The organism is Arthrobacter sp. StoSoilB5, from assembly GCF_019977235.1.
Lineage (GTDB): Bacteria > Actinomycetota > Actinomycetes > Actinomycetales > Micrococcaceae > Arthrobacter.
The window spans coordinates 1070363-1088560 of sequence record NZ_AP024646.1 but is presented as its reverse complement, the minus strand read 5'-3'; the positions used below and the strand labels follow the sequence as shown (position 1 = coordinate 1088560).

The window sequence follows — 18198 nt, the reverse complement described above, 5'->3', positions numbered from 1 at the left end:
CCCCAACGATGTGAGGAGAACCAGCTTTGACCACCGTCTATGACGTCACCACCTGGAGCGTGCCAGGGAATCCGTCCGCTACCCCGTACAACGACATCGGGCTCATCATCAACAGCATCATCGCCGACATCAAGAGCCAGCAGACCAGCCAGGCGTCCAAGCCAGGTGCCGTTATCTATATACCCCCGGGAGACTACTCCCTCAAGACCCGCGTCAATGTGGACATCAGCTTCCTGACCATCCGTGGATCGGGACATGGCTTCACCTCGTTGAGCATCCGCTACAACGCCGGCAACACCTCGGGCTGGCACGAGATCAACCCCGGCGCCAGCCGCGTCAGGGTGGAAAACACAGACGGGAACACGGACGCCTTCCGGGTCTACCGCACCGGCGATCCACGGCTCAGCTCAGTGGTGTTCGAGAACTTCTGCCTTGACGGCGTCTCGTTCGGCTCCAACGAGAACGATTACACCAACGGCAAAACAGGCATCCGCTTCGATTCTGCCAACGATTCCTGCCGTGTGGAACGCATGGGAATGGTCTACCTCGAGCATGGGCTTGTGGTGAGGGATACGGACGCCTTAAGCGTCAGCAGCAACTTCCTTGCTGAATGTGGATCATGCGTGGAACTGACAGGATCGGGCCAGGCCTCAAAAGTGACCGACAACCTCATTGGCGCCGGCTACGTGGGATTCTCGATTTTCGCCGAGGGACACATGGGCTTGCTAGTCACGGGCAACAACGTCTTCCCCAGGGGCAAGAGCAGCGTGCATTTCAAGAACTGCACGCGGTCCTCCATAACGTCCAACCGTTTCCATGCCTTCTACCCCGGCATGGTGAATTTTGAAGGAAGCTGCACGGAAAATCTCGTTGGGGCCAATCACTTCCTGCGCCAGATGGAACCATTCGATCCCCTCAAACCGTACAACAACGGTTTGGACGATCTCTTCGGACTGGTGCACATAGCGGGCAGCAACAACACCGTTGTTGGAAACCATTTCAGCTACGACGTCGCATCGGGATCGGTCACGCCGTCCGGGCAGACGCCCACCATCATCCTGGTGGCTTCCGGAAACAACAACTACATCGCCACCAACAACACCGTCTCAGCCATCGCAGTGCACACCGTAGTCCTGGATGCTTCAACCTCGGGCTCCAAGGTGCTCGATAGCGGCGATAGCAACCAGGTGGTGAGGTACGCGTCCAACTACGCGTTCAGGGCCACGCCGTAACGGCACACCATGAATTACGACGGCGGACGTCGCCCCAGGGCGGGTCCGCCGTCGTCATCCGCAACGCAAGTCCTTGACGAAAGGTCTGTCAACGATGACAAGACGCCCCAAAGCCTTAATGTCGATTGGGGTAGCCGTGGCACTCACCGCTGCCTCATCCGCAGTTGCTACCACCGCCCAGGCCACCGACCCGGACCCGGCCACCCAGCAATACCGGCCGTACCTGCACTACACGCCCGAAGCGAACTGGATGAACGATCCCAACGGGCTGGTCTTCCACAACGGGAAATACCACATGTATTACCAGTACAACCCCAACGGAACACGATGGGGGGACATGAGCTGGGGCCACGCTTCCTCCACCGACCTGATCCATTGGGAGGAACAGCCACTCGCCATTCCGCGGGGATTCAACGGATCCGGCCAGGTCATCGAGGAAATCTTCTCCGGCTCAGTAGTGGTGGACACCCAGAACACCAGCGGACTCGGGACTCTCCAAAATCCGCCGTTGGTGGCCATCTACACGAGCAATTACACAGCGGCCCACCCCACCCAGGCCGGTAAACAGGCACAGTCGCTGGCGTTCAGTACCGACGACGGGCAGACTTGGACCAAGTACGGGAACAACCCGGTCCTCAGCAGGAACACCTCCAGCTTCCGCGACCCCAAGGTCTTTTGGTACGACGCCCCGACCGGTCCGGACTACTGGGTGATGGCGGCTGTTGAAGCTGACGAGCACCGCGTCCTCTTCTATAAGAGCAACGACTTGAAGCAATGGAATTACTTGGACGACTTCGGTCCGGCAAATGCGACCGGAGGGCAGTGGGAATGCCCTGACCTTTTCCCCCTCGCCGTCGACGGAGACCCAAATAACGTCAAGTGGGTCCTCAGCGTGAACATCAACCCTGGAGCGGTGGCAGGGGGCAGCGGCGGACAGTATTTCGTTGGAACCTTCAACGGCACTTCATTCACCGCCGAAAATATCGATCCCGCCAGCCAACTTCCACCCGGAAACGTCCTTGCGGGATTCAACGGCGGCAACTACAGCGGCTGGAACGTCCAGAACGATCCGTCAAACAGTTCCGGGCCTTGGGGAAGCGTTCCCGCATCCGGGACTCTCCCAGGACAAATGGCGGTTACCGGCAACATCGGAGCCGGGCTGGTTAACGGCTTCAACGGCGGAGATGCTCCCGTTGGCACCATGGAATCAGCACCTTTCACTCTGGACAAGGACTACCTCAACTTCCTCGCAGGCGGCGGAAAGCACCCGCAGGAATCCGGCCAGCAATCGGGAAACCAGCCCCCTCCGGGCTATCTGCTGTTCGACGGCTTCGACTATTCCGGAACGCTGACCCAAGCCGGCTGGCAACTCACCGGGGACTTCCAGGCGGCCCTGAACCCCTCGACGTCGGGCGGTGAATTCGCCATCGGGAAACGGATCAACACCTTCGAAGGCGGCCCGTACCAGGACAACAACGTTGGTACCATCACGTCTCCCGAGTTTTACCTGACCAACACCAACATCGGATTCCTATTGGGCGGCGGCAGCCGCACTGGCGGGGAACTCCAGGTTGAGCTGCTGGTTGGCGGCGTGCCGGTGCGCACGGCAACCGGCACGAATTCAGGGGACCTGAACTGGCAGAATTGGGACGTTTCCCCTTGGTACGGCCAGATCGCCCGCATCCGAGTTGTTGATAACGCAACGGGGCCCTGGGGCCATCTGACACTTGACCACATGGTGCTGGGCTCGGAGCAGGCGAAGCCCAGGAGCTCTGAAACCACAGTGAACCTTGTGGTCAATGGGCAGACAGTCCGCACCGCCACCGGTAACGACTCCGAACATCTGGACTGGAAAGCCTGGGACGTCAGCGCCTACAAGGGCAGCCAGGCCACCATCAAAATCGTGGACAACAACCGCGGCGGCTGGGGACACATCCTGGCCGACGAGTTCGTTTCCTCGTATGCCTCCCATCTGGAACAGCACGATTGGCTGGACTGGGGCAGGGACTACTACGCGACGGTGTCCTTCAACAATGCTCCCGACGGCAAGCGCATCATGCTGGGATGGATGAACAATTGGGACTACGGCCAGGACACTCCCTCCACGACATGGCGCGGGACCATGGCATTACCCCGCGAAGTCGTTCTTACCCAGACGTCCATGGGCCCGCGGCTGCGGCAGCAGGTGGTGTCCCAGGCCGATGCATTGAAGAACACCGCAGCGGCGTACACGGCGTCGGCCCAGGACATCGCGCCGGGAACAACCACGCTTCCCATCACAGGTGACGTGGTGCAGGTTGACGCCGAGTTCTCACCGGGGACCGCGGCGGCGTTTGGCCTGAAAGTCCTTGGCAACGGAACCGAAGCCACCCGGATCGGCTATGCTCCGGCCACTAAACGGCTCTCCATCGACAGGACCAACTCCGGCAACGAGGGATTCCATCCAGCCTTCAGTTCAGTGGAGGATCCGCGGGTCGAGTTGATGAATGGCCGGCTCCGCCTGCGCCTTTACGTGGACCGTGCATCCGTGGAGCTCTTCGCCCAGGACGGCCTGACGACCATCACAGACCAGGTCTTTCCAGCCGCTGGTGCCACCAACATCTCGGTTTTCTCCGAAGGAGGAACCGCACGGCTGGAAAGCCTGAGGGTAACTCCGTTGAACCAGGCCATGTGGGGAGGCTGACCTCGGCAGTGGAAGCTATTCCGGAGGAGCACCGAGTTCCAGCGCATTGATCTCCGCCCTGAGCATCCGGACCGTGTCCCTGTCGGTGACGGTATACGCCGTGGGGTCGGCATCATCCTGCGCGCCAAGGGATATGGTCCGCTCCCCCAGCGTTGAGACGGTTCTCTTGGCGGACAAATGAACGGCAGACAGGCCGGCAGCGTGCATCGCCGGGATGTCGCCAAGCGTAAGTCCGCCTCCGGCCATGATTTCGATGGCTCCCCCGGCCCGCTCCACCATCTCGGAAAGTGTGGCAAGGCCTTCACCTGCGGTGGGCTCATGGCCTGACGTGAGTACCCGGGTGAAGCCGAGTTCCAGCAATTCGTCAAGGGTGGCCATGGGGTCCCGTGATTGATCGATCGCGCGATGGAAGGTCAACTGCGCTTCCGGGCTGGCCTGCCGGGCAGAATCCAGCAGGCGTCGTATCGCGTGAACATCGACGTCGCCCTCTGCGGTCAGGGCGCCCACCACTACGCCGTGGGCGCCCTGAGCCAGCAGATGGCGTACTTCGTGCACCATGGTGTCCACATCCGAGGCGGAGTAGTGGAAATCGCCGGGGCGGCATCGTATCAATGGGTGGATCTGCAGGCGTCCCGCGACGTGTTCAACGCTGGCTTCCATCAGTCCCTGGCTTGGCGTGATGCCCCCAAGTTCCAGGCTGCTGCAGAGCTCAATCCGGTCGGCACCTTCGGATGCTGCGGTACCGGCACCCGCCGCGCTCACCACGGCGATTTCAAGTTTCATGGTGAAACTCTACGCGCGGTAACGCTCCAACTTTTCCTTCTGGTCCGGTGTGAGCCTGAGGACCCTGCCGGTAGCTTCTGCCACGAATGCCAGGTGCGTAGTTGCCTTGACACAGTCTTCTTTTGTGACGGGGTCCTTGATGACGTAGTGAAGATCAAAGCTGGCCCCCTTGATGGCGCCGACCCAAATCTGCACAACCGCCGGAATATTGCGGTATTCCAAAGTCCGGACGTACCGGACTTTGTGCTCCACAACCAAGGTCATGGTGCCCTCTTCGACATCATTGAACAGGGCTGCCGGCGGTTCCACGCCCGGAAGGCCGGCACCCCGTGGGGGTCCGAAAGCCGCGATTCGGGCTTCCTCCAGCATGCGCACGATCTGCACATTGTTGATATGCCCATATGCATCCATGTCACCCCAGCGCATAGGTACAAGTACCTCGATGCGCTGGGGTGCCACGGAATCCTGGGCTTGAACCGCAGTCTTCAGGGAATCCACGCTCAGCTGTGCACCGCCGTCGAATCATCCACGGCCGTCTCTTCCTCACCGGCAAACTGGGACATGTAGAGACGGTAGTAAGCGCCTTGCAGCACCAGCAACTGGTTGTGGTTGCCCTGCTCAACGATCTGCCCGTTCTCCATCACCAGGATGGTATCGGCGTCGCGGATGGTCGACAGACGGTGGGCGATCACAAAGCTGGTCCGGTCCGTGCGGAGGGCGGCCATGGCCTTCTGCAGCAACAATTCCGTACGGGTGTCCACCGAGCTGGTGGCTTCATCAAGGATCAACAGCGAAGGATCGGAGACAAACGCACGTGCGATGGTGATGAGCTGCTTCTCACCGGCACTGACGTTGTTGCCTTCTTCGTCGATGATCGTTTGGTAGCCATCCGGCAGTGCCCGCACGAAGCGGTCCACGTAGGTCGCCTTGGCCGCTTCCATGATTTGTGCCTCGGTGGCGTCCAGGTTGCCGTACTTGATGTTGTCGTAGATGGTCCCGCCGAACAGCCACGCATCCTGCAACACCATGCCCACTTTGGACCGCAGCTCGGAGCGGCTGAGATCCTTGATGTCCACGCCGTCCAAAGTGATTCGACCGGCATTGAGCTCGTAGAAGCGCATTACCAGGTTCACCAAGGTGGTCTTTCCAGCACCGGTGGGCCCCACGATGGCCACTGTGTGGCCAGGCTCCGCGCTGAAGGACAGGTCTTCGATGAGGGGCTTGTCCTCCACATAGCTGAACGAGACATGCTCGAATTCCACGTGGCCATCTGTCTTGGCCGGCAGGTGGCGGGTGCTGGTCTCTTCAACTTCTTCGTCTGCGTCAAGGAATTCGAAGACTCGCTCGGCCGAGGCGACACCGGACTGCAACATGTTGGCCATGCCCGCGATCTGTCCGAGCGGCTGGGTGAATTCACGCGAGTACTGGATGAAGGCCGTGGCGTCGCCAAGGCTCATGGAACCTGAGGCAACCCGCAGGCCGCCCACCACCGCAATGCCGACGTAGGACAGGTAGGACACGAAGTTCATTGCCGGGAAAATTACACCCGAAACAAACTGGGCACCGAACGAAGCCTTGTACAGGGCCTCGTTGCGCTCATCGAAACGCACCAGCATGTCGGCGTCGCGGCCGAACACCTTGACCAGGTCATGCCCCGAGAACGATTCCTCGATCTGGCCGTTCAGCGAGCCGGTGTTCTTCCACTGTGCAGCAAAGAGCTTCTGGCTCCTTGCACCAATGACGCCGGCCATGACACCGGAAAGTGGCAGTGCTATCAGTGCGATAAGTGCCAGCTCCCAGGACACGATGAACATCATCACCGTGATGCCCAGCACGGTAAGCACCGAGCTGACCAACTGTGCGAACGCCTGCTGCAATCCCTGCTGGACATTGTCGACGTCGTTGGTCACACGGGAGAGGATGTCGCCGCGCTGGCGCGTGTCGAAGTAGTTGAGCGGGAGCCTGTTGAGCTTTGCCTGGACGTCATTGCGGAGCTGCTTGATGACGCGCATGACGATCCTGTTGAGCAGCCAGCCTTGCGCCCACAGGAAGATGTTGGCCACAAAGTACATCAGGAGCACGATCGAAATGAGGAACGTCAGCTTGGGGAAATTGATCCCGTTGGTGAGTTCCATCTTGGAGACCATGTCCGCAAAGTTCTCTTGGCCTTGCTGGCGCATGAGCTCGACGAACTGTTCCTGGGAGACGCCGGGAGGGAGCTGCTTGCCCATGACGCCGCCGAATATCACGTCCATTGCGCTGCCCAGAACCTTGGGCGCAATCACATTCAGGACTACCGAGACCACCACAAGGCCGATTACGACGTAGACGCCAACACTCTCGGGCTTCAGCAAGCCCATGAGCCGCTTGGCCGACGGCCAGAACTCCTTCGCTTTCTTTGCCGGAACATCGCCGAACATGCCGCCATCGGCTTCCGAAGGGACGTACTCCTCCTCTACGAAGTCGTCGTCAAGCGCCTCGGTTGCCACTTCATCTTCGGCCGTGGCCTTGGCATTCTTCGCGGCCTCTGCCTTGGCAGCCCAGCCACGCTTCTTCTGCTGGTTCTGCTCGCTCATGCGACTTCCTCTACGCTCAGCTGGGATTCAACAATTTCCTGGTACGTAGGCGAGGTTTCCAGCAGTTCGTCGTGCGTTCCGCGATCCACGATCCGGCCGTTATCCAAAACCAGGATCTCGTCCGCATCGGCAATGGTCGAGACCCGCTGCGCGACGATGATCACTGTGGCGTCCTGCGTCTTGGCCTTCAAGGCCTTACGGAGCCTGGCGTCGGTAGCGACGTCCAGTGCGGAGAAGGAATCGTCAAACAGGTAGACATTCGGCTTGGTCACCAGGGCCCTTGCAATGGAAAGGCGCTGACGCTGGCCCCCGGACACATTGGTGCCACCCTGGGCGATCCGCCGGTTCAGGCCTGACGACTTCTCCTCAACGAAACCCTTGGCCTGCGCGGTCTCCAGCGCCTCCCATAGTTCCTCGTCAGTGGCCTCCGGCTTGCCAAAGCGGAGGTTGTGCTCGATGGTCCCGGAGAAAAGATACGGTTTCTGCGGCACGGCTGAGACTCGGCTGGTGATCTCCGATGCGTCCAGTTCGGTGACAGGAACGCCGTCGAGGAGGACGTCACCTGAGGCGACATCGTAAAGCCGCGGCAGCAGGGAAACGAGAGTGGTCTTTCCTGCGCCTGTGGACCCGATGATCGCGAGGGTCTTGCCGGGCTCAGCTGTGAAGGAAATATTGCTCAGCACCGGCGCCTCGGCCCCGGGGTACTTGAAGGTGACATCGCGGAACTCCACGTGTCCCTTCTTTTGGGCCGGGACCACGGGGGAAGCCGGATTGTGGATGGAAGGCTCCACGTCCAGTACCTCGCCAATACGGTCTGCACAGACGGAAGCGCGGGGAATCATCATGGCCATGAAGGTACCCATCATGACTGCCATGAGGATCTGGAGGAGGTACTGAAGGAAAGCCGTGAGGGACCCCACCTGCATGTCGCCGGAATCCACGCGCTGACCGCCGAACCACAGCACCGCCGCGGTAGAGAGGTGCAGGATCATGCCGATGGCGGGGAACATCAGGACAAAGAGATTGCCGATCTTCACGGAGACCGCGGTGAGCTCCTGGTTGGCATCACCGAAACGCTTGGCTTCGAAAGGCTCCCGCACAAAAGCGCGAACAACCCGGATACCAATGATTTGCTCGCGCAGCACGCCATTGATGGCATCGATCTTGGCCTGCATTGAACGAAACAGCGGCATCAAGCGAACCACGAGGTAGCCAACGACTGCCACGAGGATGGGCACGGAAACCCAGACCAGCCAGGACAAGCTGAGGTCCTCGCGTAGTGCCATGATGATGCCGCCCACGCACATGATGGGGGTGGAGACCATGAAGTTCAGGCCCATCAGAACCAGCATCTGAACCTGCTGGACATCATTGGTGCCGCGCGTGATCAGCGTAGGAGCACCAAAACGGTTCACGTCCTGGGCGGAAAAGCTGCTCACTTGGCGGTAGACGCTGCGCCGGATGTCCCGGCCGATCGCCATTGCTGTCCGCGCACCGAAGTACACAGCCGTGACGGCGGTAAGCACCTGGCCGAGTGCGACGGCGAGCATGAGCGCGCCGGTCCGCCAAATGAAGTCGGTATCGCCGCGGGAGACTCCCTCGTCAATGATTTTGGCGTTGAGGCTTGGGAGGTAGAGCGTGGCAATGGTGGACGCCAACTGGAATATGAGGACGGCCACTATCTGCGGCAAATACGGCTTGGAGTAGCGCCGTATAAGGGTGACAAGCATGCCCACGGGTCCTTAGAAAGAGTGCGTGAATGAAGTAAAAGAAGTCTTGCAGCAGGGGCTGACAGTATTAGCCTCCCTACTCTACGAAATCCGTTGCCTTGGCGAAACAACCTTGGGAAAAGATCATCCCAGCGGAGTATTTCCCGTGCCGGATATGCTCCCGCTGGGGCAAGAACAGAGCACAGCAAAGCGCCGGCTGGATTCCCAGCCGGCGCTTTGCTGTTCCTTGACCTACCCCGCGTGCTTGCCGTGGTCCGGACGGGCTTCAACGCCTTGGAGAAGCAGCAGCGCCATCCGCTCCTGCTGCCTGCGTTCGCGCTTGAGTTCCTTGCGGATCGCGGCGAGTTCCTCTGCGGTGTTGGCCTGCTGCGCCGCGATGGTTTGCTGCTCCCGCAATCGTGCCTGCAGTTCCACATTGGCGCGGCTGAGCTGCAATTGCTGTTCGGCCAGGACGTATTGGGTACGGGACAATTGCTCCTGGACTTCCTTAATGTCAACCGTGGCGTGCGGGCGTTCCTGGGTAAGAATCCGTGCGAATTCAAGGTCGAGATCGGAGCCGGAGTCCGAGGGCGGAACCTGGCGGCTGGCCCCGGGGACGGAGCGATCGGCACCCAAGCGGCTGCCGCCGTCGTCCGTTTTTCCTGCATCCAACGACGCCGCATCCAGGGAGGCCGCATCCAAGGACATGGCAGCATCTGCGGACGCCGTCGCCACGAGTTCGGTCTCCGGCGCTGCGTCAACGGTGCGCCGTAGCGGGCGTTCCTTGATGAACAGCACAGCCAGGAGCGCCACCACGCTGATGATGGCGGAGATCAGGAAGATCTGGGCCGTGGCGTCGCCATAGGCAGCGCGCATGATTTCAGCGATGGGGGCGGGCATGTCGGCCAGGTCCATGCTGGCTCCGGATGAGCCGCCCTGGACCGGGATTCCCGCGGCAGCCATTCCCTGAACAGCGAGGTCCTTCACATGGTTGGACATGATGGCACCGAGGACGGAGACACCGATTGCGCCACCCACCGAGCGGAAGAACGCGACGGAAGCACTCGCGGTTCCGATGTCCTTGGCCTGAACCGTGTTCTGCACCGCCAGCACCAGGTTCTGCATGAGCATGCCCAAGCCAAGCCCGAACACCCCGGTGTAGATCGCCACGATCCACAGTTCAGTGGTGTGGTCCATGGTCCCGGCGAAAGCGAGGCCACCGATCAGGAGCACAGAACCTGCGATCAGGAACCGCTTCCATTTGCCAAAGCGGCTGATCAGGATGCCCGATGCCACAGAACCAATGAGGTTGCCAGCGATCATCGGCAGTGTCAGCAGACCGGCCTCGGTGGGCGTGGCTCCACGGGCCACCTGGAAGTATTGGCCAAGAAACGTGGACGAGCCGAACATTGCGATGCCAACCGCGATCGAGGCGATGATGGCCAATGCCGTGGTGCGCTCGGAGATGATCTTGAGCGGAATGATGGGCTGGGCGACCTTGGTTTCCACCAGCACCAGGAGGGCCAGCAGCGCTACGCCACCACCCACCATGAGGGCTGACTGCCAGGAGAACCAGTCGTAGTAGTTCGGGTTGCCGGCAAAGGAAACCCAGATCAGGAGCAGGCTTACGCCGGAGGTCAGCAGGATGGAGCCGAGCCAATCGATCTTGGCAGGGCGCTTGATGTGCTGGATCTTCAGGGTCACCTGAAGCAGGATGAGCGCGATCACGGCGAGCGGCACGCAGACGAAGAACGTCCAGCGCCAGCCGAGTGGGCTGTCAACGATGAAGCCACCCAGCAGCGGCCCGCCGGCGGTTCCAACGGCCATGACGGCGCCCATGTAGCCGGAGTATTTGCCGCGGTCGCGGGGCGGGATCATGGAGCCGATGATTGCCTGCGCCAGGGCGGTGAGGCCACCCATGGCAACACCCTGGATAACGCGCGCGGTGAGCAGCAGCGGGATCGTCTCGGACAGGCCCGCCATGACGGAGCCCGCCACGAAGATGATGATGCTCAGCTGGACCAGGAGCTTCTTGTCGAAGAGGTCCGCGAGCTTGCCCCAGATGGGCGTGGTGGCAGCGTTCGCCAGCAACGCGGCGGTGATGACCCAGGCGAAATCGGTTTGCGTGCCTTTGAGTTCGGACATGATGGTTGGCAGCGCGTTGGCGACAATGGTGCTGCTGAGGATCGCCGTAAAGAAAGCAGCGAGGAGGCCTGTGAGGGCTTCCATGATTTGCCGGTGGGTCATCGGGGCTGGGTTTCCGGATGCGGTCCTGTCCACTGCTGCGGCGTTCTGAACTGGTGTGGCCATGCGTGGCTCCTAAGCTGTGTGGGTGGTTGAAGTGGAGCCGGCCGCCGTTGCCCGGATGGAGTCCTTGAGGGACGCCGTGAGTTTGTTGATGACCTGGGAGGCCTCGAGGGCGTCGGCCTCGCTCCAATCGGCCAGGTAATCGCGCAGCCTCACGCTGCGTTGTTCTTCGAAGTCGCGCAGCTTCGCCGCGCCTTCCTCCGTCAAAGCGAGGAGCTGGGCCCGGCCGTCCGCCGGATCGGGCCGTCTGGCGACGAAGCCAACTTCCTCGAGCTCGGCGATGTGCCGGCTGAGGACCGGCGCACTGACGCCCAGGCGGGCAGCCAGGGCGGTGGCCCGGGTCTCCCCCTCGCCGATAAAGCGCATGACGCCTTGGACCGCCATCCCGACGTCGGGAACGCGGGCCATATGGGCGGTCACCACACAGCGCAGCGTGCGCTGGAGATCGAAGATTTGATGCACAAGATCGGTTGCTGTGGCAGAACCGACGGACATGGAAAACACCCCTTTTTTGCTTGCCTAAAGCAACTATAACTCAGATTGATTGCTTTGGGAAACTAAAGAAGAGGCAAGGGGTGAACCTATCGAGCCAGCTGAGTCGCCGCCGCTATCACCTCGTCCACCCGGCGGGGGCGCTTGATGCCCGGCGGAACAGCGGCAACAAGCCAACTTTCCGGAAGATCGTCCGCGATGGGCACCAAGGCGACTTTGGCATCTGCATAAACCGGAGCCACCCCCGGCCACGCGTGCGTCACGGAGATGGCCCTGCCACTGGCCACCACTCCGCGAATGGTTTGCGCTACCACGCTTTTCCAGCGAACCTTAGGTTCGATCCCGGCCGCCAGGAACATGGCCGTGACGCGTTCAGCGCTGGGCGGCACGTTGAAGAGGATGACATCCTCACTGGCAAGGTCGGCGAAGCGTAACGACGCCCTTGCCGCCAAGGGATGGCTTGCAGCCACCATGAACTGCGGCCGTGACTCCACGATCTTGACGACGTCGACGCCCGGCACCACCTGCAGGGAGTAAACAAAGGCGAGGTCCAGTTCCCCCTCCCCGACCGCCTTTTGTAGGTCCTCGGCGGCGCCCTCCACAAAGTCGAGCTCCACCTCCGGCCACTTCTCCGCGAAATAGCCGATGAGCTCCGGTATCACTCGTGGAGAGATGGCCACCATGCAGCCGATGGACACCCGGCCACGCATCTCTTCGTGGGACCCCATGAGCGCACCGGCCCGCAGATCCGCCGTTTCCCTCAGGATTCGCCGGGCACGGACGCCAAGTTCAAGTCCCGCCAGCGTGGGCTCCACCCTTTTCGCCCGGGTCCGAATGAGCAGGTCCAGGCCGAGGCTTTTCTCCAACTGAGCTATCGCCATGGAGGCAGCAGCCTGCGAGATATTGCTTTCGCTCGCAGCCTTAGTCAGGGAGCCGTGATCGAGCACCGCCACAAAATACTCGAGTTGGCGCAGCGTGAACTCGGTCATCAATTCTCCTTATGAACTTCTTTGAATTGATTGATTATACAAGTGAAGTGAGCCGGGCCACACTTGAGAAAAGCCAAAGTCAAAGGAGACCCCATGACACTGACGTCATCCCTGAAACCACACGTGATCACATTGGGCACCGCGGGCGGGCCCAGATGGTGGGCGGCTGCGGACTCCGGTGAGCGAACCGGAATCGCCACCGCGGTGGTGGTTGGCAAGGCCTTCTACCTGGTGGACTTCGGGCAAGGCGCCGGACGCCGGCTCAGCCAGTCAGGTTTGGAGCTCAAGGATTTGAGGGCGCTCTTCATCACCCATCTGCACTCGGACCACGTCTATGATCTGGCCGGACTCGGCATCTTTGGCCTGTACGCCCTCGCGGACCGCGCTGACAACCCGGTGAAGATCATTGGACCCGGCAATCGTGGTGAGCTACCCCCGGTGTCGCCACGCGCCGTCGTCAATCCTCTTCCCTTGGCGCCGGAGAACCCGACGCCGGGCACCCGGCAGATGTTCGAGCAACTAATGGCTGCCCACGCCACGGACCTCAATGACCGCATCCTGGACAGCCTGCGGCCCAGCCCCCTGGATATCTTCAAAGCCGAAGACATCCGGATCCCCGCACAAGCCGGCTACCACCCCAACAACAACCCGACGCCGGACATGGCACCGTTCGAGATCTACCGTGACGAGCTGGTGACAGTGACGGCCATCCTCGTGGAACACCCTCCAGTTGCTCCCGCCTTTGCCTTCCGCTTCGATACCGCTGAAGGTTCCGTGACCATCTCCGGCGACACTGCGTACACGGAAAACATGATCACCCTGGCCCAAGGAACGGACTTGTTGCTGCACGAGGCCATCGACTTCGACTGGGTGGAATCGCTGTACGCAGATAAGACCGACGACGGCAGCCGCGCCGCCCGCGACCACCACTACAAGTCCCACACCAGTGTCCGGGAGGCAGCGAAGCTGGCTGATGCCGCCGGCGCCGGGCACCTTGCCCTGCATCACCTTGTGCCCGGGCACGCATCCACATCCGTGTGGCTCGAAGCAGAAGAGCACTTCAACGGAAAATTCACCGTTCCCAACGATCTCGACGTCATTCCGTTCGCGCGCCAGCGCTGATGCGCGAAACCCCATCCCCGGAACTGAGGAACCACATGAGCTCAGCACCATCCCAGGACACCCTGCAAGAAGCATCCCGCAGCGTGCCTGAACACTCCATGAAGTCCAAGGACATGCGCCGCATCCTGGCATCCAGCTTCATCGGCAGTGCCATCGAATACTACGACTTCATGCTCTACGCCACTGCCGCCAGCCTCGTTTTCAACAAGGTCTTCTTCGCAAATCTTGGCCCCGGATTCGCCCTTTTCGCTTCTTTCGTAACACTCGCCGTCGGCTATGTTGCGCGCCCCCTTGGCGGCCTGATCTTCGGACACTTCGGGGACAGGCTGGGCCGCAAGAAAATGCTGGTCCTGTCCATGCTCATCATGGGTTTCGGAACCACGATGATCGGCTTGTTGCCCACCACGGCCCAGATCGGGATCGCCGCCCCTATTGCATTGGTGGTCCTCCGACTGGTCCAAGGCGTGGCGGTCGGTGGCGAATGGGGAGGCGCTGCCCTGATGGCCATAGAGCACGCACCCAAGAAACACCGTGGCTTCGCGGCGGCTTTCGCCAACGCCGGCGGACCGGCCGGAGCCATCCTGGGCACCCTCGCGCTGTCATTGTTCGCAGCCCTGTCCGGTAACGATTTCCTGGCCTGGGGTTGGCGTGTTCCGTTCCTGCTCAGTGCTGCTCTGATCGCGGTGGGGATGGTCATTCGCCTCAAAGTTTCCGAAACGCCCGCTTTCCAGAAACTTGAAGCAGAAGGAGCCAAACGGCGGGTGCCCCTGTTGGACGTCCTCAAAAACAACCGCCGCGCTGTGTTGCTCGGCCTGCTCGCCACCACAGCTTTCTACGTATGCCAATCCATGACCACCGTATGGGGCGTATCGGTTGCCGTGGAAAACGGTGCGGACAAGAACGGTGTGCTGAACATCAAGGCGTTCGCGGCATTGCTGACGTTGATCATCTGCTTCTACTCGGCCCGCCTCAGCGACAGGATCGGCCGACGTCGGGTCCTCATCGGCGCATCCCTCCTGGGTGCCGTCCTTGCTTACCCCATCCTTCTGCTCATCAACAACGGCGAACTGTGGGCATTTGCCCTGGCGATCGTGCTGGGCAACGGCCTGGTGCAAGGCTTCCTTTACGGTCCGATCGCCGCCTACGTGGCCGAACAATTTCCCACCCGCAACCGCTACACCGGCGCTTCGCTGGCATATCAAGGGGCATCCATGGTTGGTGCCGGCTTTACCCCCATGATCGTTGCGGGCCTGAGCCTCGCGGCCGGTGGTGGTCTGTGGCTCATCGCGGTGTTCTGGATCGCCGCGATGCTGGCCGCAGTAGTAGCGGTGAAACTGACCCCCGAGGGCACCCAACGCGAACTCGACTAATTGCATAAAGCAGCCAGCCCCCGCACGGTGTTCCGTGCGGGGGCTGACTGTTTGGGCTGTTTAGTCGTCCAGGTGGGTGGGGCCGAACATCTTCAGCAGCGTCTCAACCACGACGACGTTGGGGCCATCCGCTTCGAAGGACGCCTTGAGCGCGTCCCCCACTTCCTCCGGGGCAACCCGGCGGGCCGGGACGCCGAAGGATTCAGCGAGCTTGACGAAGTCCGGGCGGGCAAGTTCTGTAGCCGTAGCCTTGCCGAAGGCTCCCACCATGTATTCGCGCAGGATGCCGTAGCCGCCGTCGTCCACAATCAGCCACGTGACCGGGATGTTGTGCTGCCTTGCCGTGGCCAACTCCGAGATGGAGTACATGGACGAGCCGTCCCCTGACACTGCCAGGACACGTCCGGGCTTGCCGGTGGTTTCCAGGCCCACAGCACCGCCAATGGCTGCCGGGAAGCCGTAGCCGAGGCCGCCGGCACCTTGGGCTGAGTGGAATTGACCCTCGCGGGCGTCCCAGCAACTCCATCCCCAGTACGCGGCGATGGTCATGTCCCAGAAGGTCTGCATGTCAGCGGGAACCGCTTCGCGGATATCCGACATGAACTTCAGTTCCTTGGCCAAATCCTGGGACTCAAGGCGTGCCTTGACCTTGGCCAGGGACTCCTTGACCAGGTCTTCCGGGCTGGTGCCGTGCCAGGATCGCGTGGCCGAGTCAGAGGCGCCGGCTGCTGCCAGAGCTTCGTCCAAAGCTGCGAGTGCCTGGCCGGCGTCGGCACGGATGCCCAAGCCGGGCCGGTTGGACTCAAGGACGCGGGGTTCGGCGTCGATCTGGATAATCCGGCCCCGGGGCTCGAACGTGAAGTAATTGGAGGTCACTTCACCAAGGGAGGAACCGATGACGATGAGCACATCGGCGTCCTCCAGGAGATCCGTCATGTACCGGTCTTCGATCCAGGACTGCAGGGACAACTCATGGTTCCACGGGAACGCGCCGTTGCCGCCAGGAGTGCAGATGACCGGAGCGCGCAGCTGCTCGGCAATCGAAAGCAGCGACTTCTCGGCCCGGCCACGACGCGTACCGCCACCTGCGATGATCGCCGGACGTTCCGCCGTCGAAAGCCATTTCACGGCCTCCCGGATCAGCTCCACGCGCGGCGGGTTGTCCGCTGCCTCGGCCAGGGCGTCCTCCACCGGCGGGACCATGATGGGATCCAGCAGGACGTTCTGCGGGATTTCGATCCAGACCGGGCCCTGCGGGGAGGAAATCGCCTCCGTCCAGGCGTCCTGGATGGCCGACGGGATACCTGATGCGTGCTGGATCAGGCGCTGGCTCTTGGTGACGTTCGCGGCTGAGGCCTTCTGGTCATCGAGCTGGTGCAGCATGCCCTTGCGGCGAGCGCCCAAGCCTTCGAGCGGAATCTGGCTGGCGACGACAACCATCGGAACGCCGGTGGCATAGGCCTCCTGCAAGCCGGCCAGGGACGTCAGTGCGCCCGGACCGGTGGACAGGAACAGCACCCCGACCTCACCGGTGGCCCGGGAGTAGCCGTCAGCTGCGAAGGCGGAGTTGTTCTCCACACGGGAGGAGACGAAGTGCAGGTTGCCGCGACCCATGGCATCAAACAAGCCAAGGGCGTGCTGGCCAGGGATACCAAAGACGGTCTTGGCGCCGAGAGCTTCAAGGGTCTCGACGACGAGGTCCCCGCCGTTGCGCTGGTTGGTCCCCTTGGTTGGGGCTGCCGTGCCAGGATCGAAGTCGATCATCGCGCCTCTCCCGCGGCGCCGGTTGCCTGGGCGAGTTCTGCAATGCGGGCACCGAGGGCCTGCTGTGCGTAGCCGTTCGGTGCACCGAGACGGTCGCCCTCCACGGCGTTGTCCGCCATGAGGGTCACCAGTTCATAGGCAACGTGGCTGCCGGCGACGCCCGTGATCTCAGCGTGGTCATATGCCGGAGCAACTTCGACGATGTCCGCACCCACGAGGTTCATGCCGCGGAAGCCACGGATGATTTCGAGGAGTTCGCGACTGGTGATGCCGCCGGCCTCAGGCGTGCCGGTGCCGGGAGCGTGTGCCGGATCCAGGACGTCAATGTCCACGGAAATGTACAGCGGACGTTTTCCGATGCGGTCGCGGATCTTGGCCACTGTCTCAAGGACGCCCTGGTAGTAGACGTCGGCGGAGGTGACGATTCCGAACCCGAAGCGGTGGTCGTCGTCGAGGTCCTTCTTGCCGTACAGCGGACCGCGGGTACCCACGTGGCTGATGGCCTCCGTGTCCAGGATGCCTTCCTCGACCGCGCGGCGGAATGGCGTTCCGTGTGTGTATTCAGCGCCGAAGTAGGTGTCCCAGGTGTCCAGGTGGGCGTCGAAGTGCAGCATGGCTACGGGTTCCCCCGCGCGCTCTGCGGCTGCCCTGAGCAAGGGCAGTGCGATGGTGTGGTCGCCACCGAGTGTGACGAGCTTGCTGCCGTTGGCCGTGAGGTCCAGCGCGTTCTGCTGGATGGTCTCGATGGCCTCGTTGATGTTGAACGGGTTTACCGCCATATCACCGGCATCGGCCACCTGGATGTTCTCGAACGGGCTGACGTCCCAGGCAGGATTGTACGGGCGCAGGAGGCGGCTGGCCTCACGGACATGGTTCGCGCCGAAGCGGGCGCCGGGACGGTAGGAAACGCCGGAGTCGAAAGGTACGCCGACCACCGTGACGTCAGCTTTGGACACCTGGTCCAAGCGGGGCAGGCGGGCGTAGGTGGCGGCACCGGCGTAGCGCGGGATGCGGGACGAATCGATGGGACCGAGGTTCCCGTTGGCCTCAATGCGGAGCTCTTCCAAAATGCGCCACTCCTTAGTGGATAGGTCGAGATGAATCAGTAACTGTGACACCCATCATACACTCAAAGTTTCCTAATAAGCATCACTTGTTTACAACCTTTCGT

Annotated in this window: 13 protein-coding genes; 4 read left to right on the top strand and 9 right to left on the bottom strand. The window is 61.6% G+C overall.

Annotated elements, in window-relative coordinates:
* Positions 1–26 precede the first annotated feature (26 nt).
* Both LDN75_RS05095 and LDN75_RS05090 read left to right on the top strand, forming a co-directional pair.
* Positions 27–1232 (top strand): NosD domain-containing protein, encoded by a 1206-nt coding sequence (locus tag LDN75_RS05095; RefSeq protein WP_223936077.1) that lies wholly within the window; start codon positions 27–29, stop codon positions 1230–1232.
* Positions 1233–1326: 94 nt separating this feature from the next.
* Positions 1327–3915, top strand: coding sequence for a glycoside hydrolase family 32 protein (locus LDN75_RS05090; protein ID WP_223936076.1), 2589 nt, complete (start codon positions 1327–1329; stop codon positions 3913–3915).
* 15 nt (positions 3916–3930) lie between these two features.
* On the opposite strand, the gene LDN75_RS05085 is transcribed toward LDN75_RS05090, so the two are convergent.
* From LDN75_RS05085 to LDN75_RS05055, 7 genes are all read right to left on the bottom strand, one after another.
* Positions 3931–4698, bottom strand: a complete 768-nt coding sequence (locus tag LDN75_RS05085; protein ID WP_223936075.1) for a copper homeostasis protein CutC — start codon at positions 4696–4698, stop codon at positions 3931–3933.
* Positions 4699–4707: 9 nt separating this feature from the next.
* Entirely contained in the window at positions 4708–5124 is a 417-nt protein-coding gene (locus LDN75_RS05080; RefSeq protein WP_223937488.1) for a thioesterase family protein, read from the bottom strand.
* A 74-nt stretch (positions 5125–5198) separates the two neighbouring features.
* A complete protein-coding gene (locus LDN75_RS05075) occupies positions 5199–7274 on the bottom strand; it encodes an ABC transporter ATP-binding protein (RefSeq protein ID WP_275959804.1) in 2076 nt (691 codons plus the stop codon).
* Positions 7271–9004 carry an ABC transporter ATP-binding protein gene (locus LDN75_RS05070; protein WP_223936074.1) on the bottom strand — a complete coding sequence of 578 codons (1734 nt, stop codon included), beginning with the start codon at positions 9002–9004 and terminating at the stop codon, positions 7271–7273. Before LDN75_RS05070 ends, LDN75_RS05075 begins: the two co-directional genes overlap by 4 nt.
* Before the next feature lie 231 nt (positions 9005–9235).
* A complete protein-coding gene (locus LDN75_RS05065) occupies positions 9236–11293 on the bottom strand; it encodes an MFS transporter (RefSeq protein WP_223936073.1) in 2058 nt (685 codons plus the stop codon).
* A gap of 9 nt (positions 11294–11302) precedes the next feature.
* A complete protein-coding gene (locus tag LDN75_RS05060) occupies positions 11303–11785 on the bottom strand; it encodes a MarR family transcriptional regulator (RefSeq protein ID WP_223936072.1) in 483 nt (160 codons plus the stop codon).
* A gap of 86 nt (positions 11786–11871) precedes the next feature.
* On the bottom strand, positions 11872–12771 hold the full coding sequence (locus tag LDN75_RS05055) for a LysR family transcriptional regulator (RefSeq protein WP_223936071.1): 900 nt from the start codon (positions 12769–12771) through the stop codon (positions 11872–11874).
* A gap of 93 nt (positions 12772–12864) precedes the next feature.
* Between LDN75_RS05055 and LDN75_RS05050 the strand changes: the two genes are divergently transcribed.
* The gene (locus tag LDN75_RS05050; protein WP_223936070.1) at positions 12865–13893 is read left to right on the top strand and encodes an MBL fold metallo-hydrolase; all 1029 of its coding nucleotides are present in this window, start codon (positions 12865–12867) and stop codon (positions 13891–13893) included.
* A gap of 35 nt (positions 13894–13928) precedes the next feature.
* Positions 13929–15263, top strand: coding sequence for an MFS transporter (locus LDN75_RS05045; protein WP_223936069.1), 1335 nt, complete (start codon positions 13929–13931; stop codon positions 15261–15263).
* A gap of 60 nt (positions 15264–15323) precedes the next feature.
* Here the strand turns inward: LDN75_RS05045 and LDN75_RS05040 are convergent, their stop codons facing one another.
* Complete coding sequence (locus tag LDN75_RS05040) at positions 15324–17027, bottom strand: thiamine pyrophosphate-binding protein (RefSeq protein ID WP_223936068.1); 1704 nt, start codon at positions 17025–17027, stop codon at positions 15324–15326.
* Complete coding sequence (speB, locus tag LDN75_RS05035) at positions 17024–18094, bottom strand: agmatinase (RefSeq protein WP_223936067.1); 1071 nt, start codon at positions 18092–18094, stop codon at positions 17024–17026. Before speB ends, LDN75_RS05040 begins: the two co-directional genes overlap by 4 nt.
* Positions 18095–18198 lie beyond the last annotated feature (104 nt).